We start from the raw sequence: 25,766 nt of genomic DNA, 5'->3' as shown, positions 1-25,766 counted from the left end.
AAAAGGCTGGCGACACCGGACACCGGACACCGGACACCGGGCCGGGGTCGGGGGCCTCAGCCGCACCCGCAGCGCCCGTCTTCGGGAACGCGCCCCAGTGGGTCCTGTCCGACGACGGTGTGCCCCTCGCCGACGCCCTCGTCCTGTCCCATCCCGAGCAGGTCGACCGGCTGTGTGCCGCGTGCCCCGAAGCCGCGCCGACCGCTGTCCTTGCCGGTGACCCCTGCTTCGACCGGATGCTCGCCGCCCGCCCCTACCGCGAGCGGTTCCGGCGCGCGCTCGGCGTGCGGGCGGGGCAGCGGCTGGTCGTCCTCAGTTCCACCTGGAATCCTGCGTCCCTCTTCGGGGACGGGGGGACGGATGGGGGTTCGGGCGCGGATGATGTGCTGCCCGCCCTGCTGCCCCGGCTCGCGCGGGAGTTCCCCGTGGACGAGTACCGGTTCGCCGCCGTCCTGCATCCCAACATCTGGCACGGGCACGGCCCCGGCCAGATCCGTGCGTGGCTCGACCGGGCGCGGCGTTGCGGGCTGGTGCTGATCGATCCGCTGGAGGGCTGGCGGCAGGCGCTGCTCGCCGCCGATGCCGTGATCGGGGACCACGGTTCGGTGACGTACTACGCGGCGGCTCTCGGCACCCCGGTACTGCTGGCGGCCGCCCCGCTGCACGAGCTCGATCCCGATGCGCCGATCTCCGCCTTCATGCGGGAGGCCCCCCGGCTCGATCCCGGTGCGCCGCTGCGCGGGCAGGTCGAGCAGCTCGTGGATCGTCATCGGCCGCTGTCCGGGCCGGCCGAGTTCACCACCTCCGTACCGGGTGAGGCGGCGGTCCGGTTGCGGGCGTTGTTCTACTCGATGATGGGTGCACCGGAGCCGGAGTGGGCCGCCACCTTGGAGCCGTTGCCGCTGCCGCGGCTCGAGGCGGCCACCGTCACCGCTCCCCTCCACGTGCTCACCCGCGTCGACCGTCCGGGTGAGGTGTCCGTCACCCGGTGGCCCGGCGCCCCTTCCGCCGCCGGGGACGTACACATGGCGGTGCATGAGGACACCCGTGACGTGGATCAGTTGGAACTCGCCGACGTCATCTACCGGGACGGGTTGCCCGACGATCCTCGCTTCGGGTCCCCGTCCATGTGGACGGACGAGGTCTTGCAGCGGTACCAGGGGTGCTCGCTGGCCGCATTCGTCATCGGACCGGACACCTGCGTGGTCCGCCCGCGGCGGGGTGACCTCCTACGGCTGGTGGGGGTCGGAGTGGATCCCGGCGCCTGCGCCTCGGCTCTCCATGCGCTGCTGGGGCCTGGAGACGGAGGCGGCGAGGATGTACGTATGCGGCTCGCGCGGCTGGTGGAGGACGGGTTCTTGGTACGCGTCAAAGGCCGGGACGCACGCGTACGCGTGGCCCCGGCGCAGTGAACAGCGACGCGCTTCAGATGGTGTCGCGCCGTTCCTCAGCCGTGCAGCGCTCACGCATGCCCCGCAGGTAAGCCACGTGGTACTCGGCGCTCTGCCCGTCGAGCGTCATGATCGCTTCCTCGATCAAGGGGCGCGCGGCCCCGGACTCCGACGTGTCCAGGTACGTCTCGGCCAGGTCGGTGAGGGTCCTGGCCGTGTTGTACGTGTCGCCGTGGTCCCGGAAGTACCGCAGTGCCGTCTCCAGCCGTCCCCGTGACTCCTCGGTCCTGCCCAGTCCGCGCAGGGCCCTGCCTCGGTGGCGCTCCAACAGGGCCTGCGCGCGCGGGACGTCGGCTGTTCCCGCGTCCGTCGGCAGCATGGCGTCCAGGACGGTACCCGCCTCGTCGAAGCACGCGTGGGCCTCCTGCCAGCGCCACTGCCGCAGGCGGAGCAGACCCAGGAACTCCGTGGCCGATGCGTGGCCGCGACGGTGGCCGGACGCTTCCTCCGCCCGGGCCGCCGCGAGCGCCTCCGACTCCGCTTCGTCCCAGCGGTACAACTCAGTGAATGTGTGGGCCAGTTGCGCGTGCAGGGCACCCGCGTCCGCCGTGCCCGGCCAGTGGGCGTCCGCGAGACGGGCTCCGATACGGAGGGCGGGAAGCAGCATCTCGTGGTGGCCCGCCTTGAGTTGCAGCGGCCAGAGGGAGCGGCAGATCCGTACGGCGGATGCCGGGTCGCCCGACTCCTCCGCGCAGTGCACCGCCTGGACCAGGTTGCCCGACTCCGCGATCAGCGCGTCCAGGGCCTGGCCCCGGCTCTCGTACGTGCGGCCCCTGCGCGCCCCGGAGGGGGCGGGGACGCGCCAGCTCTCCGGCAGTGCCTGATGGGCCGCAGATGTCGACAGGTCGACGTAACGCTTCAGCATCCGGGCCATCGCGGCCGAGCAGCCGGCGATGCCGTCCTCCTGCACGGCGGCGGCCTCCGCGTGGCGGCGGACCGCGGCGCGGTAGTGGTAGCGGGCGTGGCCGTCGGCCGTGGTGCCGCACTCCAGGAGTAGGACCTCCGCCAGCTTCTCCAGGTGGGCCGCCGCTTCCTCAGGGGTCGTGCCCGTCACGTGGGCGGCCGAGGCCGCGTCGATGGCGGGCCAGGCACGCACCGCCATCAGTCGGTACAGCTTCGCCGTCGCGGGTTCCAGCAAGCGGTAAGTGTCCTCTGCCGCTCCACGCACGGGGTCGCCGCCGGCGGAACTGTCGGACACCGGAACGGTGAGGCGGGGCGCTGCCGCGCGCAGGGCGTACGGCGATCCACCGCACCGCGCGAGGACGGAGGGCAGGGCCGCCCGCGCCTCGGCGAGGGCGGGCTTGTCGAGGAGCTTGGCCAGCAACCGGACAGCGTCCTTGTCCGCGAGCGGGCCGACGGGGACACGTACCGCGTCGAGGCCCGGGAACGGGTTGCGGGCCACCACGATCACGAACACCGCGGGTGCCGAGGTGAGGAGCGGCCGGACCTGGGCGGCCGAGTGCGCGTGGTCTAGGATGATCAGCAGCTTCCGGTCCGCCACGCAGCGGCGGAAGTACTCGCTGAGGCGGGCGGCAGATGTGGGCATCTCCTCGGCCGGCACTCCGAGTTGGCGCAGAAGATCGCGCAGTACCGCCCCCGGCTCGCGCACGCCTTCCGGGCCGGAGGCGGCTCCCAGGTCCGTGTGCAGTTGACCGTCGGGGAACCTTCCGGCCTGTTGCGTGCCCCAGTGCACCGCGAGCTCGCTGGTGCCCATGCCTTCGGCGCCGTGCACGAGGGCCAGTCTCGGGGTTCCGTCCGCACGGCGGGAGGCCTCACGGTCGAGGGCCTTCAGTGCCTCTTTGCGGTCGGTGAAGAACCTGGTCGGCACGGGGAGTGACGGCCGGCAGGACCCGAAGGCGGTTCCGCCGCCCGCCCCGTGCATGCCGCCGTTCATCCGGGCCGCGAACGCCGTCCAGGAGGCGGCCAGTCGCGGGTCGCGGCGGAACTGGTCCACCATCAGCCGTGCCACGTCGTCCAGTTCGCCCGGAGTGGTGGGTGCCGGTACCTCGCGGCCGGCGATGCGACGGACGAATCCGCCGGTCGACTCCCATGCCCATTTCCCCGCCTCGTTGGCCATCCCCGAACCGACCGCGCCGAGCACCGTCGTCACAGCCGATACGGCCGACAGCGAAATGGGATCCAGCATGTATCGCACTCCCCGTTCCCGGTGTTCCGCGCGATGCGCCCTCCCCGGCACCGCCGCTGCCACCGTGCGACTGCAATCTATCGACAATTCACCCCGTCGGGCGGCATCCCGGATACCGAACGCGCGGCGCACGCACGTCAGCGCGTGGCGCGTGAAGGTTGGTTATCCTGACCAGCGTTCCAGGTGATCAGGGTGGCCCCGTCCATCCGGGTCAGCGCTCCAGGTCATCACGGTGGCCCCGTCGGCCGTCGGCGCGGGCTGCGCGCCCGTCGAGGGGAGAGCACGTGCAGGGTCCAGCCGCGAGCCGTGGTTCGGTCAGGAAGGCCGAGCAGGCGTGGAGCCAGGCGATGGCGCTGATGCAGCGCGGGGACACCGCGGGTGCCGGCGCACAGTTCGCGCTCGCCACGACCCACGATCCCTCCGCCGCCGACGCGTGGCTGGGGCTGCACGCGACCGGTCAGCGGCAGCAGGAGGCGCTGGATGCCATGCTCCGGTGCTCCGGGACGTTCGGCGCGCTGCGGACGAAGATCGGGCTGCCGCTGCGGTCCACGTTCCAGATCGGCCACTACGTCACCTTCCGTCTGGAGAACGCGCGCGACCTGTGGCTGGCGGCCATGTCCTCACTGCTGGACAGGAAGCGGGTCGACGAGGCGTGGGCCGGGCTCTCCACCGCCCAACTCGACTGTGACGAGACCAAGTTCGTCTGTACGCGCTACGCGTTCGTCAAGGAGGACTGGGCCCTCGTGCTCAGGTTCGCGACCGGGATCGGTGACGCGTTCCTTTACGACGAGGCGCAGTTGTACGTCGGTGCGGCGCTCTTCGCCCAGGGTGTCTACCACGAGGCCCTGAACGTCCTGGCGCCGTTGCCCCGGAAGCTGGAGACGGGCAGCCGGTTCGACGCCGAGACCAAGTACTTCATGGGGCGCTCCCTGGAGGAACTGGGGCGACAGGAGGAGGCGTTGAAGCGGTACCAGTACGCCTTCCGGTGCGCTCCGGGGCTCTTCGATGTCGATGTTCGCGCGCAGGCCCGTCCCGCGCCTGCCACGACCCCTGCCCCGGTCGCAGCTGATCTGGTCCCGCCGAGGCCGGCGCGGCCCGAGACGCCGCCCGCCACGGTGCCGGCTCCGGCCGGAGCCCAGCCTCCCCAGGGCGGCACCGGAGGCGCAGAGCCCGATTCCGGCGGGCTGTCCGCCGAGGCGCGTGCCCGGCTGCTCGCCGAGGCCCAGCAGTCGCTCGAGGCCATGATCGGCCTCGAACCGGTGAAGCGGCAAGTACTCACTCTCATCGCCCAGTTGCGTATGTCCGCACTGCGGCAGGAGCAAGGTCTTCCCAGCGGTGCGCGGCCCCGGCACTTCGTCTTCGCGGGACCGCCCGGCACCGGGAAGACGACCGTCGCCCGCATCATCGGCAAGGTCTTCGCCGGGCTCGGGCTGCTGAGTTCGGGTCATGTCGTCGAGGCCCAGCGCGTCGATCTCGTCGGGCAGCACCTCGGGTCCACGGCCATCAAGACCAGCGCGGTCATCGACTCGGCACTGAACGGTGTGCTGTTCATCGACGAGGCATACGCGCTGTCCAACGCCGGGATCAGCGGCGGGGACGCCTTCGGCAAGGAGGCCTTGCAGGTGCTCCTGAAGCGGGCCGAGGACGACCGGGACCGGCTCGTCGTCGTACTCGCCGGATACCGTTCCGAGATGACCGAACTGCTGTCGGCCAACCCCGGTCTGGTCTCCCGCTTCAATACGCGGGTGGACTTCCCTTCGTACTCCGCCGAGGAGCTGGTCCTCATCGCCCGGTCCGTGCTGGCCGCCCAGGGTGACGAACCCGATGCGGGCGCCGTCGATGTCCTCTCCTCACTCTGTGCGGCGATCGTGGACGGCGGCAAGGCGGACACCGTGGGCAATGCGCGGTTCGCGCGCGAGCTCTGCCAGAAGGCCTCCGCGCAACGGGACCTGCGGCTGTACTCCGCACACGCCGGCGGCACACCGACCCGGGAGGAAATGGTCACGGTGCTCGCCTGGGACGTGGTCGCGGCACACGACGAGCTGATGGAGTCCCACGAGCCCGCAAGCGAGAGTGAGGGCGGGCGGGGGAACGGCGGCTGACCGACACCGGCCCCCGGCCCCGCCCGGGAACGGCGGATGACCCCACCGGCCCCCGGCCCCGCCCGGGAACGACGGATGACCCCACCGGCCCCCGGCCCCGCCCGGGAACGACGGACGACCGACACCGGCCCCCGGCCCGGCCCCGCCGCGGGAACGGCGGCGGATGCCCGAAGCCGGCCGCCTGGTCCGCCCCCGCCTCAGGGCGCCTTGAAGTACGCCGGGAACCGCGGCCCCATCCACGGCTTTCGGCCCCAGGCGAAGACGCGTCCCCGGGCCATGGCGCCCACCGGCGAGCTGCGGCCGAGCGCCATCAGCAGGAACGTGACCGGCTCGATGGAGATCGTGCAGTCCGGGCGGTCCGGCAGCTCGTGGTCCACCGCCGCCGTGCCTTCGGTGAACGTCACGCCGAAGCGGCCGCCGCCCCACAGCCGTACCGAGTAGCGGGCGTTCAGCCCTGCCGTGGCGGCGGCGTCGGTCACCCGGGGCATGGCCTGGATCATGAAGGGGAGCGCCAGACGCACCCGGGCGGGGTCGACCATGTGCGGGCGCTTCAGTGCACGGGCCAGGTCGTAGCCGTGGCCCAGCATGTGCGTGAGGAGGTACGAACCGAGGACCACGCGGTTCATCGGGCCCATCGGTGTCATCAGCGTCTCGTCCGCCGGATGTCCGGCCACCGCGTCCAGGCAGGCTGCCGCGTGCGAAACGATCAACGCGGCCAAGGGCTCGGCCGCGCGCTCCCCGAATGCCGCGAGGCCCTCTTCGTTGGCTGCGGCGATGCCCTGCGGGGTGCCGTCACCGTGGACTTGCGGGCGCCCGGCAGCCACATCGGCCATCAGCGCGTTGGCCTGCACCAGGTGCGCGGCCACCTCCCCCACCGTCCACGTCAGCCCCGGCACGGGAGCGCCGGTGTCGGGGGCGGCGCGCAACAGCTCCGCGATCTCCCCGGCCGTCGTGCGTATCGCCTCGGCCAGCCCTTCGGGCAGGCTTTCAGGCAGCTTGTCCCGGAACGCCTGCCCCTGATCTGCCGCTGAGCCCATTTGTGCTGCCGCTCCCGTGAACGCCGTGCCATTCGCCCGAGCCCGTCGCCCGCGGCTGTCGCCCGAGCCCTCGCCCGCGCCTGTTACCTGCGGGTACAGAAGAGCAGCTCACCCGGCCTCCCGGCAAGAGGTCGACGCTCTTCGTTCGAACCCCTCTACGATCGAGCGCGTGTGCGCAAACGTGATCATCGCCGAGGACGACGAGAAACAGGCGGAACTCCTCCGCCGCTACCTGGAACGGGAGGGGCATGCCGTCACCGTCGTCGGCGACGGCCTCGCAGCCCTCGACGCGGTCCGGCACCGGGAGCCGGACCTGCTGGTCCTCGATGTGATGATGCCCCGGGCCGACGGTCTGGACGTGGTACGTGTGCTGCGCGCCGAGCACCGGGAGCTGCCGGTGCTGATGCTGACGGCCCGCACCACGGAGGACGACCTGTTGCTTGGCCTCGACCTCGGTGCGGACGACTATGTGACCAAGCCGTACAGCCCACGCGAGCTGATGGCCCGGGTCCGTACGCTTCTGCGCCGGAACCGGCGCGCCGCGGGCGCCACCGAGGCCGGCCCGCCGGATGAGGCCGTCCTGAAGGTCGGGTCGCTGGTGGTCGATCCCACCCGGCACCTGGTGTCGGTCGGCGGCGAGGCGGTGGAGTGCACCCCGGGCGAGTTCAGGATCCTCTCCGCGCTGGCGGCCGAGCCCGACCGGGTCTTCTCCCGGCAGCAACTGCTCGCGGAACTGCACGGCTTCGACCGGTACATCAGCGACCGCACGGTCGACGTGCACGTCATGAACCTGCGCAAGAAGATCGAGCCCGCACCGCGCCGGCCCGCCCGGCTGCTCACCGTCTTCGGTGTCGGCTACAAACTGACCGACCCGGCGAAGGCCGCGGCCCGTGCGTCGTCGTAGCGAAGGGCGCCCTCGGCGCGGAACGCGCAGGACGCCGCCGACGTCCGGGGCGTCGCGCACGCGACTGCCGTTGCGCAAGAGCCTCTTCGCCCGGCTGCTGGCCGTATCCGCTCTGGTGGCAGCGTGTTCGGTCGCCGCCACGGCCTGGCTCGCCGTCCAGACGACGTCCGGCGCGATCCTTCAGGAACAGGGGCAGAACCTCACCGCCGACGCCCGGATCTACCACAGCCTGCTCGGCTACGCGGCGGCTCATCCCACCTGGGAGGGCGTCGAGAAGACCGTGCGTGACCTGGCCGAGCAGTCCGGCCGGCGGATCACGCTGACCACCGAGCAGCGTGCGCCGCTCGCCGACTCCGCCGCCCCGGAGAAGGCCGCCGCGCTGCCGGCCCAGGCGTCGGCGATTGTGGACCCGCTGGCGGTGGACACCGCGCTCGCGGCCGAGAACGCGGGCCCGTCCGGCACCCCGGCGGACCGGGTCGATCCGCGCGCGGTCGGGCCGTTCCGGCTGCCGGACGCGGAACGTACGGCGTTGCGGCAGATCGCGGACCGGGGCGTGGCCTGCCTCAGCGACTCCGGGATCGCGTCGGACGTCGTCCGGACCGCGAGCGGGCGCCCGGTGATCCAGGTGGTGGGCAACGACCCCGACCGACTCCAGGGAACCCGCTGCACCACGGACGCCCTCGACACCCCGACGGCCACCGAGAAGCAGGCCCTGAAGGCACTCAACCAGCTGACCGACGCCTGTCTGAAGCGCCAGGACCGCAGCGGCGTGGACCTGAAGCTCGATCTGTCCTGGGGGCAGAGCGCGGAACCCGTGCCCACGGCGGTACCCACCCTGCCGCCGAGCGAGGCGCCCCGCACCGCGCCCGGCATCGAACCGGAAGCCGCGCCGAGCGCCGCGCCGGCCACCACGCCGACCGAGACGCCCAGCGTCATGCCGGGCATCGGCCCCTCACCGGCCGTCGGCACCAGCGAGGACGACCGGGCCATCGCCTCCTGCGTGGGCACGGCCCGCCGGGAACAGCTCAGTTCGTACGTCGCCTCGCCCGCCCTGTTGTTCATCAGCGACACCGGCGGCACCACCGTTCCCGGCTTCGACCTCTCCCCCGCGAACACCGCCAGGATCGCCGGCGCGGCCGCCCTCGTCCTGGCCCTCACCGTCGGCGCGTCGGTGCTCGTCGGCGCCCGGCTCGTCCGCCCTCTGCGTGCCCTGACGGGTGCCGCCCAGCGGATGCGTGACGGGGAGGACACCGCGCCGGTGCTGGTCACCGCCGACAACGAGATCGGGCGGCTCGCCGCCACGTTCAACGACATGTCCGCCCACCGCGCACGGCTGGAGGCCCAGCGCAAGGCCATGGTCAGCGACGTCGCCCATGAGCTGCGCACCCCGCTCAGCAACATCCGCGGCTGGCTGGAGGCCGCACAGGACGGAGTGGCCGATCCGGACCCGGCGTTCATCGCCTCCCTGCACGAGGAGGCCGTGCAGTTGCAGCACATCATCGACGACCTCCAGGACCTGGCCCAGGCCGACGCGGGCGCCCTGCGGCTGCATCCCGAACCGGTACGGATCGAGGAGCTGCTGGGCCAGGTCGCCGCCGCGCACCAGGCCCGAGCCGAGACGGCCGGGGTGACGCTGATGGTGCCACCCTCACCACCGGACCGCCCCGTGCCGGGACTGACCGCCGATCCGGTGCGGCTCCGCCAGGCCATCGGCAATCTGGTGTCGAACGCGGTCCGCCACACCCCGTCCGGCGGGAGAGTCACCTTGCGCACGTACGGCTCCGAGTCGGGCGACGCGGTCCTGGTGGACGTGACGGACACGGGCACCGGCATCCCTGCCGCCGACCTCGTCCATGTCTTCGACCGCTTCTGGCGCGGCGAGAAGTCCCGCAGCCGCCGCACGGGAGGCAGCGGGCTCGGGCTGGCGATCGTACGGAAGCTCGTGGAGGCGCACGGTGGGTCGGCGACGGCGGCGAGCGTGCCGGGCGAGGGGTCGGTGTTCACTCTGCGCCTTCCGGCCGATCGCCCGGGTGACGCAGTCGTGGCCGGCTCCGCCGTCGGCCCTCCGAACCACCCCGCGCAGCCCTGATGCGATGACCACAGCGTTCTGACAGCTTCTTCATAACTTCGCGCCAGCCTGTCGGTACGCCTCGCGCCGCGATGCGCCCCCGCACCGCGGCGCCGTCGAGGCCGACCTGGAACGGAGCCATGTCCATGCCCCTGCGTACGTCTCTGCGTACCGCCGTCCTCACCGCTGTCGCGGTCGGCGCGGTCTGCGTGCCCGCCACCGCCGCGTTCGCCGACTCCTCGCCCACGCCGACGGCCGTGCCGTCGGTCTCGCCCGCCTCGCCGAGGGACGAACCCTCCGCCGCACCGACCCGGGTGCCCTCCACCGCCACTCCGTCCGCGGTGCCGCGTGGCGGCGTGGCCGCGGGCGACAACCCGACGCCCACGGCCACCCCGTCGGCCGCGCCGTCGGAGGCCCCGACGGTCGCGCCCCGGGGCGGTGTCGCGGCCGGTGAGGAGCCGACCGGTACGTCGACCGGCAACACCGCCGCCGTCACGGGTTCCGTCGTGGCCGCGCTGCTGGTCGCCGGCGCCGGAACGGTCGTTGTGCGCCGTCGCCACACCGGCCGCCGCAACGGCTGACCACCCGTAGCCGAACAGCACGCAGTGGCGCCGCCCTTCACCGGGGCGGCGCCACTGCCGTCACCCGATCCCTTATGGAGCCCGTTCCCATGTCCCGTACGCCCCACTCTCTTTGGCGAATCCGCACCGCGCTGCCGGTGTACGCCTGCCTCGCGCTGACCGCGCTTCCCGCACTCACGGGCTGCTCCGATGCCTCACCGTCGAAGTCCCCGGCGGCCGCCGCGCAGGCGCCCACCACGGTCGGCACGCCTGATGCCGAAGCCACGGACACGCCCCCGGCGAAGGCCACCGCCCAGGCACCCGTCCACGTCTCCATTCCCTCCATCGGGGTGAACAGCGACATCATGCGCCTCGGTCTCAACACCGATGGAACGGTCGAAGTCCCGCCCGCCGAGAAGGGCATGACGGTCGGCTGGTACACCGGCGGCGCCGTACCCGGCGAACCGGGACCGGCCGTACTGATCGGCCACAACGACACCCGCCTCGGCCGCGCCGTCTTCCACGACCTCAAGAAGATCACCAAGGGTGCGGACATCACCGTCCGCGACGAACGCGGCACCGAGGTCCACTTCGAGGTCACCGGCCGCGAGACGGCAAGCAAGACCGCGTTCCCGACCGCCCGGGTCTACGGAAACACCGATGACCGGGCCCTGCGCCTGATCACCTGTGACGGCGCGTTCGACGCCCAGGGTCACCCCGTGGACAACCTGATCGTGTACGCGAAGAGGACGTGACGGACGCCGGGGCGCGGGCGTCGGCTACCGACAGGAGGACCTTCGGAAGCTGCGTCGCAGACTGACGGAGGGCTGGTCCCGGCCTCGGACCAGGTGATGCAGTAGGACCGCTCCCGGCGCGAACCGGCCGGGGCAGGGCCGTCACCTGATGGACAGCGGCGGGAGGGGCTCCCGGCATCCGCCGTCTACCCATGGGTAACTCCGCCTGCTTTCATGGGGCCAGGACCTCACCACCCCCCAACTGCAGCAGCAGAACCAGGAGTCCAGGTGCCCCACTCCGCGCTTCGCCGCATCTCCGGCGTGACCCTGTCCGCCGCGCTCGCCGCCGTCACCCTGACCGTCGGCGCCCCGCACGCGTCGGCGGCCGCCGGCACCCCGTCCCTGCGGGTGCTCACATACAACACGTTCCTGATGAGCACGAACCTCTACCCGAACTGGGGCCAGGCCCACCGCGCGGCGGAGATACCGAAGACCGCCTTCTTCCGTGGCAACGACGTCGTCGTACTCCAGGAAGCCTTCGACAATGCGTCGTCGGACGCCCTGACGGCCAACGCCTCGGCCCAGTACCCGTTCCACACCCCGATGGTCGGCCGGAGCAGGAACGGGTGGGACGCCACGAGCGGGTCGTACTCCGCCACGACACCCGAGGACGGCGGCGTCACCGTCCTCAGCAAGTGGCCGATCGTCCGGCAGGAACAGCACATCTACAAGGACGCCTGCGGCAGCGACTGGTGGTCCAACAAGGGCTTCGCCTATGCCGAACTGAACGTGAACGGCACCCGGGTGCATATCGTCGGCACCCACACCCAGTCGACCGATCCGGGATGCGGTGCGGGCGAGGCGGCGGAGATCCGGGGCCGGCAGTTCCGGCAGATCGACGCGTTCCTCGACGCCAGGAACATCCCGGCTTCCGAGCAGGTCATCGTGGCCGGTGACCTCAACGTCGACTCCCACTCCCCCGAGTACGCGTCGCTGCTCGCGAACGCGGGGCTTGCCGGGGCGGACGCCCGTACCGGGCACCCGTACTCCTTCGACACGCGGGACAACTCGATCGCCGCCGACCGCTACCCCGACGACCCGCGCGAGGACCTCGACTACGTGCTGCACCGCACCGGCCACGCGAAGCCTGTGGGGTGGACGAACGAGGTGGTCAAGGAGGAGAGCGTGCCCTGGACCGTGTCCAGCTGGGGCACGGACTACACGTACACGAACCTCTCGGATCACTATCCGGTCGTCGCAGCCGCGCAGTAGCAAGGCAGACGGCTCCGGCCTGCACCCCGGCGCTTCGCTCCCCCGGCTCGCAGCCCGTTCCGTGTCGGGCGACCATGGAGGAGGGACCGGCCGGGGGGCAAGGCGGGAGGCATCCGTGGCACGCGACCACACCACTGACGTACTGATCGTGGGCGCCGGTCCGGTGGGGCTGAGTGCTGCCGCCGAGCTTCGCCGTCGCGGCGTGTCGTGCCGCGTCGTCGAGCGGCTGCCGGCCCGGCTTCCGTATGCCAAGGCCGTCGGCATCCAACCGCGCACCCTGGAGATCTGGGACCGGATGGGCCTGGTGCGAACCGTGCTGGAGGCCGCCGTCCCGATGCGTGGCCAGCTGATCCACGTCAACGGCAGCGAGGTGGCCCGGATCGTTCTCGCGCTGCCGCCGGAGGTGCCGTACGGCTTCGCCGCGCTTCCGCAGTACGAGACCGAGCGCATCCTCGAGGAGTACGTGGCGGGTCTGGACACCCGCGTCGAACGCGGGACCGAGCTGCTGTCGTTCACCCAGGACGCGGACGGGGTCACGGCGCGGCTTGACGGCGGCTCCGGACCCGAGGAGGTCCGCGCCCGGTTCCTGATCGGCTGCGACGGGGCGCACAGCACCGTACGCAAGGGGCTGGGGCTCTCCTTCGAGGGCGAGGCCTTCGCCGAGGAGTACATGCTGGCCGATGTCGTGGCCGACTGGGACCTGCCGCACGGCTACGGTGTGCGCGCGAGCCACACCGCCGCCGACGGCTCCACCGATGACCTGCTGGTCTGCATCCCGCTCCCCGGCGCCGGGCGCTACCGGATGTCCATGCTGGTCCCGCCCGAGCTCTCCGCCGGGACGAAGGGCGGGAGCGAGGTGGCCCACGGGCTGGAGGGGGGAAGCGTCCCGGAGCTCTCCCACATCCAGGCCGTCGTCGACCGTCTGGCCCCCCGGCGGGCGACCCTGTCCGGGATGCGCTGGGCCTCCGTCTTCCGCATCAGCCACCGCATCGTCGACCGGTACGGCGAGGGCCGGGTCTTCGTCGCGGGCGATGCCGCCCACATCCACCCGCCCACCGGGGCGCAGGGCATGAACACCGGCATCCAGGACGCCTGCAACCTGGCCTGGAAACTCGCCCTCGTCGTCCGCGGGGAAGCCGGTCCCGCCCTGCTGCCCAGCTATGACGCCGAGCGCCGTCCGGTCGGCGAGGAGGTCGTCGGGCGGACCGTCCGGCACGCCACACGGGGTATCGAGAACGACGCCGACGACATGGAGACTCTGATGCTCCGCGAGGCCCAGTTGCTCGTGGGATACCGGGGCAGCCCGCTCGCAGGTGCCCCGTACGGGCCGGACGACGCGCCCCAGCCCGGCGACCGGGCCCCGGACTGCGCGGGCCTGACCACACCGGTGGCCACCTACCCGCTGCGCCTGCTCGATGTCCTGCGAGGACTCACGGGACATGTGTTGCTGCTGTACGCGGAGAAGGGCGCCGACGTCGAGGGGTGGGATGCGGGCGAGGCAGGCGGGCTGCACACGGTCACCGTCGTCGGCCGGGACTGCCCGCCGGACACTCCCGCGTACCGCGATGCCGCCGGTGAGTTCGCGCGGCTCTACCGCCCCGACGGCCCGACCGGCTTCATCGTGCGCCCGGACGGCCACCTTGGCGCACGCTTCCCGCTCGCCGGCACCGCGGAGGCCGTGTCAGGCTACTTCGCTGCCCTGTCCGATCCTGCGCGCTGATCCACTCGGCCGGCGTACGTGCAGGATCTGCCCGCCGTTCCCCTTCTGTTGGCCATGCCTGGCTACGCTCCACTCGCCCGGTAAGGCACAGGAGAGGTACGTCATGAGCACCCCGGTCCACCGCACCTCTCCTCGCCAGTCCGTGGCTGCTCTGACACCCGCCCGGCAGGGCCGGGACCGAAGCCGGGCCGGGAGCCCGTCCCACCTCCCTGTGGGGCGCCCCCTCCTCGAGATCCAGGCCGGCATCGGCAACCGAGCCGCCACCGCGGCGGTGCAGCGCGCCAGGAGCGCGGAGGAGGGGCAGGGGAAGGGGAAGGGGCAGGGGCCGGAGAACGTCAAGCCGCCGGCGGGAGCGAAGAGTTATCGCGACCGCATCGCCGCGGCCCTCGACAAGGTCAAGAAGAATCTCGAATTCATCGACACCTTCGTCAAGGGCGTCCACGTCCCCGCCAACGCAGGTTTCTCCCAGCAAGCCTCCGCGACGGCGAGCGACGCCCTGAAACACTCCGCAGGCTCCTCGGGTACCGCCGCCGCTTCGGAGAATCTCGTCACGGAGGCCGCCGGCGCCGTACTCAGTGGCATGGACGCGGCCAAGGCCAGGAAGGACGCCGAGAAGCACCAGAGCGGGGCTGCCTTCCACGGGGCGGACAAGAAGGCCAACACCAAGACGGCCGACGCGGTCATCGGCGCCGCCGGAGCCGGGAACTACGCGCTCGGAATCGCCAAGGAGCTGACCAAGGCCCAGAAGGTGGCACACGCCGCGACCGCCTCCGAGGTGAGCGGTATCGGCTCCAGCGTTGTCGGCGCGGTGAAGGGCGCCCGTGCGGCGACCCGCTTCGGGCTGACGGCACGCAAATACCGTGCTTTGAAAGAGCTCGGAACGGCCGACCGCACCGACGAGGACGCAGTGGCCCGGCTGAACCAGGAGCGGCAGAACACCGAAGCGGCCTCGGACGAGGCGTACGTCGCGCTGGATGCCCATTGGGACCACGAGGGCGAGGACCGGATGGAGCGCGTCTCCGAGGCCATCGATGTGGCCTGGGCGGCGATGGGCAGAACCCGTGACGCCGCCATGGCAGTCCGGCGCGCCGAAGACATGAACGCGATGAACACGGTGCACACATACGCGCTCGGCAAGCAGCGCAACAAGATGGGCAAGCAGGCGTTCACCGCCGTGGGCGAGTCCACCAAGGCCGCGGGCGGCATCGTGACGGCGGTCGCCGCCACAGCGGGAGGAGCCGGACTCGCGAGCAACCCCGTCGGCTGGGGCCTCGCCGCGGGTGCGGCCGGCCTCATCCTCGGCGTCACCGCCTACAAGGCCGGTCGCGCGGGCAAGAAGCGCTACGACGGGGCCCGCCACCCCGAACGCTGGGCGGAGGGTGAGACCCAGAAGGAGCCCGCCTCCCGCGAGGACGCACTGAAGGAGGCCCTGAAGTTCTGGAAGAAGGTGGAGAACGGGGAACGCCAGGCCATGGCGCGCAAGATCTACGGACTGGCGGCGGGCGTGGGCGTCGAGGGAAGCAGCGGCACCACACCCCAGGTGCGGGAATCGGCCAGAGCCCTTCTCGTCGCCCTCAAAGCAGGCCCCGCCAAGCTCCGGCAGACCCAGGAGGAGTGGGAGAACTCCCTCAACGACCCGGCGAAGAGCGCCGCTTGGGTCAAGGAGATCGCGGAGCAGCTGTCCTCGGCCTGACCGGGAGAAGCGGCCCAGGCCGGGACGCCCGGGCTCGGCTCAGCGTGGAAAAGCAAAAGACCCCTGATGAACAGGGGTCTCAGCTTGCTTGTGTCCGAGGGGGGACTTGAACCCCCACGCCCGATAAAGGGCACTAGCACCTCAAGCTAGCGCGTCTGCCATTCCGCCACCCGGACTAGGTGGTCGGCCCCGGTCTCCCGCGGCGACAAAGAAAACAATACCAGGGGTTTGGGGTGGCTCTCACCTGCATATCCGGTGGTCATCGCCCTGGTCAGTGCGGTGCGCGGGCTTCGGCGGGACGGGGGCGGGCCCCGCGTCGAGCGATCACGCACGGTCCGTATCCGATCGCTCACGTACAGTGCGCCCGGAGGGTCGGTGACGGCTTCCACCGGTGCGCGGGCGGGCCGGGTTACGTTCGCGGGCATGAGTGATCGCGGCTACCGGCCACCCCGCGCGCTGTCGCCCCTGCGCGAGCATCTGCGCGAGACCTTCTGGTTCGCCCCGACCCTGACGCTGATCTGCGCCGTCCTGCTCTGGCTCGTCGCCTCGGCCCTCGACGAGCAGATCGTGACCTATCTGAAGGACGAGCAGGCGTACGACGAGATCAAGGACCTCGTCGCGATCGCCGAGGACACGAAGACGATCGTCGTCACGGTCAGCTCGGCGATGATGACCTTCATCGGTGTGGTCTTCAGCATCTCGCTGGTGGCCGTGCAGATGGCGAGCGGGCAGCTCACACCCCGGGTGGTGCGGATCTTCGTACGGAGCAGGATCAGCAAGCTCACACTGTCCGCCTTCCTGGCGACCTTCGTGTTCTCGCTGCTGGTCCTGAGCTCGTACGAGAGCACGGTCGATCCGCGCCGCGTCGTGTCCGTCCCCTTTCTGCAGAGCCTGCTGACCGCCGGGCTCGTCGGGCTCAGCCTGCTGCTCTTCATCGCGTACGTGAGCTCCACGCTGCGGCTGATGCAGGTCGGTCCCGTGGTCGACCGGATCACCCGGGACTCCTTCCATGTGCTGCGCCGGATGCCCGTCGGCGGGCCGCAGGAAGGCGGGCTTCCCGCCGAGACCGGGCAGATCCTGCACGGCGGGCGGGCCGGCGTGCTGCGGGATGTGAACGTGGCGCGGCTGGTCCGGGTCGCGCGGAGGCAGGGCATGGTGCTGCGGCTCATCCCGCGACTCGGGGACTTCGTCGTGCCGGGTACGCCGGTGCTGGCGGTGCACGGCGGGTCCGTGCCGACCCGGCACCGGCTGCGGTACAGGGTGTTCGTCGGGGTTGAGCGCACGCTCCACCAGGACCTGGCGTTCGGGCTGCGCCAGCTGTCGGACATCGCGTTGCGGGCCCTGTCTTCGGCGGTGAACGATCCGACCACCGCCGTGCAGTGTCTCGACCGGATCGTGCAGTTCCTCGCGGCCGTGGCCCAGCTCCCCCTCGGTGTCGTCCACCACCGGGACCGCGACGGGGTGGTGCGGCTCGTTCAGGACGTGCCTGGGTGGGAGGACCTCGTGGATCTCGGGTTCGAGGAGATTCGGCGGTGCGCGACGGACAGCCCCCAGGTCACCCGGCGGCTGCTGGCCGGCATCGATGACCTGGTGCTGCTGGCCGGGCCGGAGAGGCAGGGGCCGCTGCTCCGGCACCGTGCGCTGCTCGTGCAGGCGGTGGAGCGCACGGTGCCGGATGCCGCCGAGCGGGAGTTCGCCCTGCTGCCCGACCGGCAGGGGATCGGCTGAGGGGACGGGGTGCGGTGCAGCCCGCCCCCTCCGTACCTCATGGGGAAGGGGCAGACCGCACGTTGGTTCTACTTGCGCAACGCCGCCATGCCCTCGTAGCTGATCCGCGCCTGCTTCAGCGACTGCGCGAGGTCCGTCGAGCTCGGGGCGGTGTCCTGCTCGACCATCGGGTTGCGGTAGTTCGCCTCTCCGACGCGGCGGAAGAAGGTCCGGTAGTCGATGACCCCGGTGCCGAACGGGACCATGTCGTAGCCGTCGCCACTGGCCGTGTTGACGATGCCGTCCTTGGCGTGGAACAGCGGGTACCGCTTGTTGTGGCTGCGGACCACGGCCGCGGGGTCGAAAACGTTCTCCCGCACCGATCCGTCGAGCGCGGTGTAGGTGTGGAACTTGTACTGGGCGACGTGCGCCCAGTAGACGTCCATCTCCAGCCATACGGTCTTCGGGTCGGTCACCTTGAGGAAGTACTCGAGCTTGCGGATGCCCGAGCTGCGGGTGGGCCGTCCCTGTGCGTCCAGCGGACCGCCGTCGAGCAGGAAGCCGTAGGCCGCGTCGTGGTTGTGGGTGTACAGCTTGATGCCCGCGCGGTGAGCGATCTGCCCCAGCGCGTTCCATTTGTCGGCGGCCACGTCCCAGTCGGCGCGGTAGGCGCTGCCGGTGGGGTCGCCACCGGTGCCCATGTGGTCCATGCCGAGGATGTTGGCTATTTCGAGGTGCCGCTTGAACTGGTCCAGGTCGCTCTGGCTCAGCGGCCAGGACCCCGGGATGAAGCCGTGGTTGCCCTGGGCGCGCAGTCCGTAGTCGTCCAGCCACGAGCGCAGCAGCTTCGCACCTTCCACCGTCTCCAGGTTGTTTCCGCCGGGTGCGTTGGCGTGCTGGCCGTACCCGGCGAACTCGACCTGCTTGTAGCCGTAGCGGGCCAGCTCCTTGAAGACGTCTCGGAAGCCCGAGGGAAGGCTGGTGCTGAGCGGGTCCCGGCCCGTGGCGTCGCGCACGGTGTAGAGGATGATTCCGCGCTTCGCCGCCGGGACCAGCGCCTGGCCGTGGCCATGACCGTGGTCGTGTCCGTGGCCGTGCCCCTGCTGGGAAGCCGGCTGGGCGAAGGCCGGCGATGCGCCGAAGACGGGCGCGGCGACCGCCGCCGCCCCGACGGCCGTGCAGGTGCTGAGGAAGCGGCGGCGGTCGATGCCGAGGCTGCGGCGCAGCGCGCCGTCCGTTCCGGATGCATCGTTGTACTCGGTCACGGTCTCTCTCCTTCTCGAAAATGCTCGCCACGCTGTGAACGGACCGGTCTCATGCGAGGCCGGCCAACGTGAGGAGCAGGGACTTCACTTCGGTGGCCCGGACGGGTCCGGTGAACGCGTGGGGGGTGGAGCAGAGGATGAGCGGACCTTCTTCGTCGCTCAGGGGGAGGCGGCCGTGGCTGCCGCGAATGGGTGAAGGATCGAGCGGCACGACCGCCATGCGGTAGCGCATTCCGAGCTTCTTGCGGGCGACGGCCGTGACCGCCTTGACCCGTACGTACGGGTCCTGCGGGTCCATGAAGAGCTCGACGGGGTCGTAGCCGGGTTTGCGGTGGATCTCGACGAGCTGGGCGAAGTCGGGCGCGCGGTCGTCGTCGAGCCAGTAGTAGTACGTGAACCAGGCATCCGGGTCGGCGACGGCCACCAGCTCGCCGGAGCGGGGGTGGTCCAGGCCGTGCGCCTTCTTGCCCTCGTCGTCGAGCAGTTGCTCGATGCCCGGGAGGTCCGCCAGGGCAGTGCGGGCCGCTTCGAGGTCCTCGGGACGGCGTACGTAGATGTGCGCGATCTGGTGGTCGGCGACGGCGAAGGCGCGGGAGGCCATCGGGTCCAGGTACTCCATGCCGTCCTGGGTGTGGACCTCCAGAAGTCCGGCGCGGCGCAGCGCCCGGTTGATGTCGACGGGCCGGTCGACGCGGGTGATGCCGTACTCGGAGAGGGCGACGACGGTGCGGCCCTCGCGGCGGGCGTCGTCCAGGAGCGGGGCGACGGCCCGGTCGAGGTCGGCGGCTGCCTTGAAGGCGCGAGGGTCGTCGGGGCCGTAGCGCTGGAGGTCGTAGTCGAGGTGCGGGAGGTAGCACAAGGCCAGGTCGGGGTGGCGGGTGTCGAGAATGTGCCGGGTCGCGTCGATGATCCACTGCGAGGAGACGAGGTCGGCCCCGGGTCCCCAGAAGTGGAAGAGGGGGAAGGTGCCGAGCTTGTCGGTGAGTTCGTCGTGGAGGGCGGGCGGGCGGGTGTAGCAGTCGGGTTCCTTGCGGCCGTCGGCGTAGTAGACGGGGCGCGGGGTGACGGTGAAGTCGGTGTCGGCGCCCATGGCGTACCACCAGCAGATGTTGGCGACGGTGTAGCCGGGGTGGGAGCGGCGGGCCGCGTCCCAGAGTCTGTCCCCCTCGACGAGTCCGTTGTGCTGGCGCCACAGGAGGACGTCGCCGAGCTCGCGGAAGTACCAGCCGTTGGCGACGATGCCGTGCTCGGCGGGGGTGGTGCCGGTGAGGAAGGTGGACTGGGCGGCGCAGGTGACGGCGGGCAGCACGGTGCCGAGCGGGGCGTGGGTGCCGGACCGGCCCAGTGCCTTGAGGTTCGGCATGTGGTCGAGGAGGCGGGGGGTGAGGCCGACGACGTCGAGGACGAGGAGGGGTGTGGGGGTGCGGGTCTTCCCGTCGGTGGTCATGGCAGCTCCTTGAGGCCGAGGTCGGTCAGGAGGTCGCGGGCGAGGGTGAGTTCGGCGGCGATGCCGTCCGCGAGCTGGGCGCGGGTGCGGGGGCGCAGCTCGGCGGGGAGTGCCTGCCAGGTGTACGTCTCGACCTCCAGGTGGCGGGTGAGCGGGTGCGCCCCTCCCACCAGCCGGGTCAGCGTGGCGCGGAGCACGGGCAGCGTGGAGGTGAGTGGCGGTGCGGGCGGTGCGTGCAGCGGTACGTGGAAGTGGGCGCGCCAAGGGGCGCTGTCGGGCAGGGTCTCGCCGCTGACCGCCTCGTCGAGGTCGTCGGTTCCGCGCAGTCCGGCGGCGGTGGCGATCCGGGTCTGGTGGAGGAAGCGGGGTTCGGCGAAGGCGGCGAGTGCGGTGCGCACCTCGGGAAGGTGGGGATGTTCGGCGTGCAGGGCGGCGGAGAGCTGGGCCTTGACGGCGGGGATGCCGGCCGCGGTGAGCGCGTCGAGTGCGGTGTCCGGGTCCTCGAAGGAGGTGGCGAGGTGGCAGGTGTCGATGCAGACGCCGATGCGTGCGTGGCCGATCGCGGTGAGGGGGGCGATGGCGTCGGCGGTGGTCTCGACCGTGCACCCGGGTTCGGGTTCGAGGCCGACGCGGATGGATTTGCCCGTGAGCTCGGCGAGCGCGTCAAGGCGTTCACCGAGGGTGGTGAGCGCGGCGAGTGCGGTGCGGGACGCTTCGGGGTCGCCCGTGTACGGGGTGCGCCAGGCGAGGGGAAGGGTGGAGATGGTGCCCTCGGTGACGTCGTCGGGCAGCAGCGTGGCAAGGAGCCGGGCGAGGTCGGTGGTGTGGGCGAGGCGTTCGGGGTCGGTCCAGTCCGGCTTGTAGACCCGGTACTTGACCTCCTCGGCGCCGAACCCCTCGTACGGGAAGCCGTTGAGAGTGACGACTTCGAGGCCGCGGCGGTCGAGCTCGGCGCGCAGCGAGCGCAGCTGCGAAGGGTCGTTGATCAGAGTGCGGGCGGCGTCCCTGGCGAGCCAGAGCCCGATGCCGAGGCGGTCGCGGCCGAGCCGTTTGCGTACGGGTTCGCAGTGGTCGCGCAGTTGGGTGCGGACGCCTTCGAGGGTTTCGGCGGGGTGGACGTTGGTGCAGTACGCAAGGTGGACGACGGTGCCGTCGGGGTGACGGAAGCGCATGGCCTCACTCCCCGCCGCGCAGGATGGAGTTGCCCTCGTGGAGCGGTTCTGGGGCAGCGGTGTCGAGGTGGAGGCGGCCGCTCTGGCCGTAGAAGGCGACGGGGTTGCGCCACAGCACCTGGTCGACGTCGTCCTCACTGAATCCGGCGGCGAGCATGGCGTCGCCCACCCGGCGGGTCTTCAGCGGGTCGCTCTTGCCCCAGTCCGCGGCTGAGTTGACGAGGACCTTGTCGGTGCCGTGGAGCTTGAGGACCGCCACCATGCGGTCCTCGTCCATCTTGGTGTCGGGGTAGATGGAGAAGCCGGCCCAGCAGCCGCTCTCCAGGGCGTCCTTCACCGTCGTCTCGTTGAGGTGGTCGAGCAGCACCCGTTCCGGGGCGAGGTGGGACTCGCGTACGACGTCGATGGTGCGGCGCAGCCCGGCGAGCTTGTCGCGGTGCGGGGTGTGGACGAGTGCGGGCAGCCCGTGGTCGGCGGCGAGCTGGAGCTGGGTGGCCAGTGCGTGGTCCTCGGCCGGCGTCATCGAGTCGTAGCCGATCTCGCCGACGGCGACGACGGAGTCCTTCACGAGATAGCGGGGCAGCGCGTCGAGGACCGGGGTGCAGCGGGGGTCGTTCGCCTCTTTGGGGTTGAGGGCGAGCGTGCAGTGGTGGGCGATGCCGTACTGGGCGGCGCGGAAGGGCTCCCAGCCGAGCAGGGCGTCGAAGTAGTCGAAGAAGCTGGCGGGCGAGGTGCGGGGCTGGCCGAGCCAGAAGGAGGGCTCGACCAGGGCGCGGACCCCGGAGTCGTACATCGCCCGGTAGTCGTCCGTGGTGCGGGAGGTCATGTGGATGTGGGGGTCGAAGATGCGCATCAGGACTCCTCCGTTGAGGCCGTGGGGGCCGTGGGGGCGGCGGGACCGGGGGCGGTGAGCGCGAGTACGCGGTGCAGACCGGCGGGGACGGGGCGGCCGGCCGCAATGCGTTCGGACGCGAAGTCGCCGAGCATCCGGGCGAGTTCGGCGTCGCCGCGCGATCTCCGGGCCAGCTCGGCGACGGCCTCGACGGGGACGCCGGTGAACAGGCACTTGAGGACGGCGTGGCGCCAGTCGTGGGGGTCGAGGTGGGCGGCGGCGTACGGGCCGACGGCCGCGGCGACCAGCGTGGTGTCGTTGGTGCGCAGGGCGTCCTCCACGAGCGGCAGGGCGGTAGGGCCGAGGCCGAGTGCGGGCAGGGTGAGCAGGACGGCGCGGCGTTCGGCGGCGGTGCCCTGTTCGTACAGCCGGGTCACGGTGGGCAGCCCGGCCCCCGCCTCGGCGATCAGCAGGACGCGTACGGAGTCGGCGTGTTCGAGTCCGCAGTGCCGGCCGGCGGCGGCGTACCGCAGCTCCCACGGTGGTACGGCGTAGCTGTCCGCGGGGGCGGTGTCCGGATGGGCGGCGGCGTGGGCGGCCTCGGCGAGGGCTTCGTCGAGCCAGGCGCGCGCGGCTCCGCCGAGCCGGGTGTCGAGTTCCTTGCGGCTCAGGAGTGGGGTGGGCGACATGATGTGCTCCCTTCGGCGGCAGGACCCAGGTGGCTCGACGGGCGGTGCTTGTTCAGGAAGTCGAGGGAGGTGCGGGCGAGTTCGGGACCCGCGTGGGAGTGGCGGGGCAGCTCGACGACGGTGAGTCCGGCGTATCCGCTGTCGCCGAGGGCGTCGAGTGCGGCGAGGACGGGCGGGAAGTCGATCTCGCCGTCGCCGAAGGGGAGGTGCTCGTGGACGCCGCGGCGCATGTCCTCGATCTGGACGTGGCGCAGCCAGGGGGCGGCGTCGCGCACGCAGTCGACGGGCAGGGCGGGCTCCAGGCACTGGCAGTGGCCGATGTCGAGGGTGAGTCCGAGGGGTTCCGGGTCGCCGCACAGCACCCGGAGGTGGTGGAAGTCGGTGAGGTTGGCGAGGAGGTGTCCGGGCTCCGGCTCGATCGCGAGCGGTACCCCGGCTCGGTCCGCCGCGTCGAGGACCGGTGCGAGGGCGCCGGTGAGCCGCTGCCAGGCGGTGTCGGGGGTGGTGTCCGGGGGCGTGATGCCGCTGAAGCAGTGCACGGCGTGGGCGCCGAGCCCGGCGGCGACGTCGACGGCCCGGACGAGCAGTGCGGTCCTGGCCGCGCGCGCCCCGGGGTCCGGGTCGAGGAGCGAGGGGCCGTGCTTGCGGCGCGGGTCCAGGACGTAGCGGGCGCCGGTCTCCACGGTGACACCGAGTCCCAGCTCCTGGAGCCGGGCGGCGACGTGGCGGGTACGGGCGGCGAGGTCCGGGGCCATCGGGTCGAGGTGCATGTGGTCGAGGGTCAGGCCGACACCGTCGTAGCCGAGGTCGGCGAGGAGCCCGAGGGCGTCGTCCAGGCGGAGGTCGGTGAGCCCGTTGGTGCCGTAGCCGAGGCGGAGCGTCATGTGGGGCTCACCTTCCGGGAGAGAGCGCGGGCGAGCGGGACGAGGCCCATCACGGCGAGCCCCGTTCCGGCGGCTCCGGCCCGTACGGCGAGGGCGGCCTGGAGCGGGATCATCGCCCGGATACCGCTGCCCACGGCGCGTTGGGTGAGGGGTGGTGACGGGTTGAGCGCGGCGTGCACGAGAGGGCGTGCGGCGGTGCGGAGGTAGGCGCCGGTGAGTGCGGTGAGGAGGAGGCGGGCGGGAGCGTTTCGCGGGGGCTGCCGCTCATGCACCACGGTGCCGCTGATTCCGGCCGCGGCCGCGAGGGCGGCGAGGGGCGCGGTGGTGGACCCGCCCTGGGTTTCGTGGCGCGAGACGGTGGTGACCGCGTAGGTGTGCGCGCCCAGCAGGGCAGCGGCGGGCAGGGCGGCGCGGGCCGCTCGGGGCGCTGGAGCCTGCCCCGTCGCCGTCGCTCCCAGCAGCAGGTCCAGGCCGCGCGCGGCCGCCATCGCGGCCGGCCCCGCCGGGGTGTGCTTGAGACGGAGGTCGTACGCCCACACCGTGGCCGCGAGACCGGTGGCCACACCCAGGGCCGGGCGGCCCGCCCGGGCGGCGAGGACCAGGCCCGCGCCTGTCAGGGCGCCGGCCGCCGTGAGCGCGGCGCGGGGCGTGATCCGGCCCGACGGGATCGGCCGGTGCGGGCGGTCGACGGCGTCCTCGTCGCGGTCGGCCCAGTCGTTGAGCGCCATGCCCGCCTCGTACAGGCAGAGCGAGGCGCCCACGGCCAGCGCGGTGGAGCGGTCGGGGCGCCGCCCGACGGCCGCCGCGCCCGCGAGGGCGTCTCCGGGGACGGTGAACAGCGCGGAGACCCTCAGCAGTTCCGCCCAGGCGCGTGCCGTCACTTCCCGCCCCGCAGCCGTTCGGCGAAGGCGAGCAGCGCCAGATACTGCTCGGAGAGTGCGGCGGGTCCGCCGTCCGGGTCCTTGAAGTAGAAGCCGAGCTCCGGAAGCGGGCCGCTCAGGCCCTTTTCATGGGCGCGGGCCAGCAACCGGGCCAGGTCGAGCACCAGGGGCGCGGCAAGGGCCGAGTCGCAGCCCTGCCAGGTGGTCTGGAGCACCATGCGCGCCCCGAGGAACCCGTCGAACGCGATGTGGTCCCAGGCGGTCTTCCAGTCCCCGAGTGCCGGAACGTCGTCGATGTGGACCTCGCCCTCGGGGGCGGCGCCGAGTGTGTCGGCGAGGACGCGTTCCTTGCCGGCGTTCTTCGCCGCGGCGGCGGCCGGGTCGGCGAGCGCCGCCCCGTCCCCGCCGCCGAGCAGGTTGGTGCCCGACCAGGCCCGTACGGGCAGCGCGCGCTGCACGAACATCGGGGCCAGCACGGACCGCAGCAGTGTCTGCCCCGTCTTGCCGTCGCGTCCCGCGTGCGGAAGCCCCGAGGCCGCGACGGCGTCCTGGAGGGCGGGGGTGCGCAGCCCGGTGGAGGGGGTGAAGTTGACGTACGGACAGCCGGCCCGGAGCGCGGCGGCGGCGTAGAGCGAGCTGGCCGGCAGCCGTGTGGCGTCGGCGGCGGGCGCCGGTTCGGTGGAGGACACGTTGACGACGACGGTCCTGGCGAGGCCGCCCCGGCGGCCGAAGTCGGTGAGGTCGGCGGCGAACGCGGTGATGAGCTCCTCATCTGTGCGCGTGTCGCCGGGAAGGGGGCCGCCGATGCGGATCTCCGCGTCGGCGGCGGCGAGTTCGGACCGTACGGCCGAGGGAAGGCCGTGCGGCAGCACTCCCCCGGCGGCGAGTGCTTCGGCCCGTTTGGGGAGGGGGCAGTCCAGGGTGTCGTGGCCGCCGAAGACCAGGGAGGTCACGGGTGGCAGGCCGCTGTCGGCGAACGGGGCGGTCTCGGTGACCATGCCCGCCCCCGGGTGGAGGCCCGCCGCGACCGCTGCGCATCCCGCCGTGGCGGTGGTGGCGACGGAGCCGCGTGCTCCGATGAACCAGACTCCGGTACGAACGCCGGTTGTTGACACGGGCTGCCTCCCTGGCTGGGGGTCCTGGCTGGGCAGATCTGGTGGCGCTGAACATGAGGGAGGAGGCGGTGGGCGGGGCGTGCTGCC

At 72.1% G+C, this 25,766-nt stretch carries 20 protein-coding genes and 1 tRNA gene; 10 read left to right on the top strand and 11 right to left on the bottom strand.

Features of this window, described 5'->3' with window-relative positions:
* Positions 1 to 119: 119 nt before the first annotated feature.
* Positions 120 to 1,412 (top strand): hypothetical protein, encoded by a 1,293-nt coding sequence (locus tag ACIOEW_RS07995; protein WP_401962386.1) that lies wholly within the window; start codon positions 120 to 122, stop codon positions 1,410 to 1,412.
* 13 nt (positions 1,413 to 1,425) lie between these two features.
* Here the strand turns inward: ACIOEW_RS07995 and ACIOEW_RS07990 are convergent, their stop codons facing one another.
* Positions 1,426 to 3,597: a tetratricopeptide repeat protein gene (locus ACIOEW_RS07990; RefSeq protein WP_401962384.1), complete on the bottom strand. Its 2,172-nt coding sequence runs from the start codon at positions 3,595 to 3,597 to the stop codon at positions 1,426 to 1,428.
* A 284-nt stretch (positions 3,598 to 3,881) separates the two neighbouring features.
* Here ACIOEW_RS07990 and ACIOEW_RS07985 point away from each other — a divergent pair, with 284 nt between their 5' ends.
* A complete protein-coding gene (locus tag ACIOEW_RS07985; RefSeq protein WP_401962381.1) occupies positions 3,882 to 5,699 on the top strand; it encodes an AAA family ATPase in 1,818 nt (605 codons plus the stop codon).
* Between the two features lie 197 nt (positions 5,700 to 5,896).
* On the opposite strand, the gene ACIOEW_RS07980 is transcribed toward ACIOEW_RS07985, so the two are convergent.
* Complete coding sequence (locus ACIOEW_RS07980) at positions 5,897 to 6,736, bottom strand: maleylpyruvate isomerase family mycothiol-dependent enzyme (RefSeq protein ID WP_401962379.1); 840 nt, start codon at positions 6,734 to 6,736, stop codon at positions 5,897 to 5,899.
* Positions 6,737 to 6,905: 169 nt separating this feature from the next.
* Between ACIOEW_RS07980 and ACIOEW_RS07975 the strand changes: the two genes are divergently transcribed.
* The 7 genes from ACIOEW_RS07975 (at position 6,906) to ACIOEW_RS07945 (ending at position 15,687) form a co-directional block, all read left to right on the top strand.
* A complete protein-coding gene (locus tag ACIOEW_RS07975; RefSeq protein WP_401962377.1) occupies positions 6,906 to 7,640 on the top strand; it encodes a response regulator transcription factor in 735 nt (244 codons plus the stop codon).
* 70 nt (positions 7,641 to 7,710) lie between these two features.
* A complete protein-coding gene (locus tag ACIOEW_RS07970; protein WP_362542090.1) occupies positions 7,711 to 9,729 on the top strand; it encodes a HAMP domain-containing sensor histidine kinase in 2,019 nt (672 codons plus the stop codon).
* Between the two features lie 125 nt (positions 9,730 to 9,854).
* Positions 9,855 to 10,289: a sortase-dependent protein gene (locus ACIOEW_RS07965; RefSeq protein ID WP_401962976.1), complete on the top strand. Its 435-nt coding sequence runs from the start codon at positions 9,855 to 9,857 to the stop codon at positions 10,287 to 10,289.
* Positions 10,290 to 10,378: 89 nt separating this feature from the next.
* Positions 10,379 to 11,023, top strand: coding sequence for a class F sortase (locus ACIOEW_RS07960; protein WP_401962375.1), 645 nt, complete (start codon positions 10,379 to 10,381; stop codon positions 11,021 to 11,023).
* A 267-nt stretch (positions 11,024 to 11,290) separates the two neighbouring features.
* A complete protein-coding gene (gene sph / locus ACIOEW_RS07955; RefSeq protein WP_401962374.1) occupies positions 11,291 to 12,274 on the top strand; it encodes a sphingomyelin phosphodiesterase in 984 nt (327 codons plus the stop codon).
* Between the two features lie 115 nt (positions 12,275 to 12,389).
* Complete coding sequence (locus ACIOEW_RS07950) at positions 12,390 to 13,994, top strand: FAD-dependent monooxygenase (protein WP_401962371.1); 1,605 nt, start codon at positions 12,390 to 12,392, stop codon at positions 13,992 to 13,994.
* Positions 13,995 to 14,097: 103 nt separating this feature from the next.
* Entirely contained in the window at positions 14,098 to 15,687 is a 1,590-nt protein-coding gene (locus ACIOEW_RS07945) for a hypothetical protein (RefSeq protein ID WP_401962369.1), read from the top strand.
* A 91-nt stretch (positions 15,688 to 15,778) separates the two neighbouring features.
* On the opposite strand, the gene ACIOEW_RS07940 is transcribed toward ACIOEW_RS07945, so the two are convergent.
* Positions 15,779 to 15,863: transfer RNA gene (locus ACIOEW_RS07940), tRNA-Leu, on the bottom strand.
* 247 nt (positions 15,864 to 16,110) lie between these two features.
* Here ACIOEW_RS07940 and ACIOEW_RS07935 point away from each other — a divergent pair.
* Positions 16,111 to 17,415 (top strand): DUF2254 domain-containing protein, encoded by a 1,305-nt coding sequence (locus ACIOEW_RS07935; protein WP_401962367.1) that lies wholly within the window; start codon positions 16,111 to 16,113, stop codon positions 17,413 to 17,415.
* Between the two features lie 68 nt (positions 17,416 to 17,483).
* Here the strand turns inward: ACIOEW_RS07935 and ACIOEW_RS07930 are convergent, their stop codons facing one another.
* The 8 genes from ACIOEW_RS07930 to ACIOEW_RS07895 are packed head-to-tail and all read right to left on the bottom strand — an operon-like array spanning position 17,484 to position 25,679.
* On the bottom strand, positions 17,484 to 18,659 hold the full coding sequence (locus ACIOEW_RS07930) for a sugar phosphate isomerase/epimerase family protein (protein ID WP_401962364.1): 1,176 nt from the start codon (positions 18,657 to 18,659) through the stop codon (positions 17,484 to 17,486).
* A 49-nt stretch (positions 18,660 to 18,708) separates the two neighbouring features.
* Positions 18,709 to 20,106, bottom strand: a complete 1,398-nt coding sequence (locus ACIOEW_RS07925; protein ID WP_401962361.1) for a nucleotide pyrophosphatase/phosphodiesterase family protein — start codon at positions 20,104 to 20,106, stop codon at positions 18,709 to 18,711.
* Entirely contained in the window at positions 20,103 to 21,278 is a 1,176-nt protein-coding gene (gene eboE, locus ACIOEW_RS07920) for a metabolite traffic protein EboE (protein ID WP_401962359.1), read from the bottom strand. Before eboE ends, ACIOEW_RS07925 begins: the two co-directional genes overlap by 4 nt.
* A 4-nt stretch (positions 21,279 to 21,282) precedes the next feature.
* Complete coding sequence (locus tag ACIOEW_RS07915) at positions 21,283 to 22,131, bottom strand: TatD family hydrolase (protein WP_362542154.1); 849 nt, start codon at positions 22,129 to 22,131, stop codon at positions 21,283 to 21,285.
* Positions 22,131 to 22,799 (bottom strand): EboA domain-containing protein, encoded by a 669-nt coding sequence (locus tag ACIOEW_RS07910; protein WP_401962357.1) that lies wholly within the window; start codon positions 22,797 to 22,799, stop codon positions 22,131 to 22,133. The genes ACIOEW_RS07915 and ACIOEW_RS07910 overlap by 1 nt, the downstream gene beginning before the upstream one ends.
* Positions 22,778 to 23,683, bottom strand: coding sequence for a sugar phosphate isomerase/epimerase family protein (locus ACIOEW_RS07905; protein WP_401962355.1), 906 nt, complete (start codon positions 23,681 to 23,683; stop codon positions 22,778 to 22,780). Before ACIOEW_RS07905 ends, ACIOEW_RS07910 begins: the two co-directional genes overlap by 22 nt.
* Positions 23,680 to 24,564, bottom strand: coding sequence for an SCO3242 family prenyltransferase (locus ACIOEW_RS07900; RefSeq protein ID WP_401962352.1), 885 nt, complete (start codon positions 24,562 to 24,564; stop codon positions 23,680 to 23,682). Before ACIOEW_RS07900 ends, ACIOEW_RS07905 begins: the two co-directional genes overlap by 4 nt.
* Positions 24,561 to 25,679, bottom strand: coding sequence for an inositol-3-phosphate synthase (locus ACIOEW_RS07895; RefSeq protein ID WP_362542165.1), 1,119 nt, complete (start codon positions 25,677 to 25,679; stop codon positions 24,561 to 24,563). The genes ACIOEW_RS07900 and ACIOEW_RS07895 overlap by 4 nt, the downstream gene beginning before the upstream one ends.
* Between the last annotated feature and the right edge of the window lie 87 nt (positions 25,680 to 25,766).

The sequence above is a fragment of the Streptomyces sp. NPDC087901 genome, from assembly GCF_044742205.1.
Lineage (GTDB): Bacteria > Actinomycetota > Actinomycetes > Streptomycetales > Streptomycetaceae > Streptomyces.
Note: the sequence above shows the minus strand (reverse complement) of the source record. Positions and strands in the feature narration are given on the sequence as shown.

Coding starts and splice junctions, on each gene's coding strand:
- ACIOEW_RS07910 (WP_401962357.1), bottom strand. CDS start 22,799: ATGTCGCCCACCCCACTCCTGAGCCGCAAGGAACTCGACACCCGGCTC.
- ACIOEW_RS07980 (WP_401962379.1), bottom strand. CDS start 6,736: ATGGGCTCAGCGGCAGATCAGGGGCAGGCGTTCCGGGACAAGCTGCCT.
- ACIOEW_RS07935 (WP_401962367.1), top strand. CDS start 16,111: ATGAGTGATCGCGGCTACCGGCCACCCCGCGCGCTGTCGCCCCTGCGC.
- ACIOEW_RS07915 (WP_362542154.1), bottom strand. CDS start 22,131: ATGCGCATCTTCGACCCCCACATCCACATGACCTCCCGCACCACGGAC.
- ACIOEW_RS07965 (WP_401962976.1), top strand. CDS start 9,855: ATGCCCCTGCGTACGTCTCTGCGTACCGCCGTCCTCACCGCTGTCGCG.
- eboE (WP_401962359.1), bottom strand. CDS start 21,278: ATGCGCTTCCGTCACCCCGACGGCACCGTCGTCCACCTTGCGTACTGC.
- ACIOEW_RS07925 (WP_401962361.1), bottom strand. CDS start 20,106: ATGACCACCGACGGGAAGACCCGCACCCCCACACCCCTCCTCGTCCTC.
- ACIOEW_RS07960 (WP_401962375.1), top strand. CDS start 10,379: ATGTCCCGTACGCCCCACTCTCTTTGGCGAATCCGCACCGCGCTGCCG.
- ACIOEW_RS07990 (WP_401962384.1), bottom strand. CDS start 3,597: ATGCTGGATCCCATTTCGCTGTCGGCCGTATCGGCTGTGACGACGGTG.
- ACIOEW_RS07905 (WP_401962355.1), bottom strand. CDS start 23,683: ATGACGCTCCGCCTCGGCTACGGCACCAACGGGCTCACCGACCTCCGC.
- ACIOEW_RS07945 (WP_401962369.1), top strand. CDS start 14,098: ATGAGCACCCCGGTCCACCGCACCTCTCCTCGCCAGTCCGTGGCTGCT.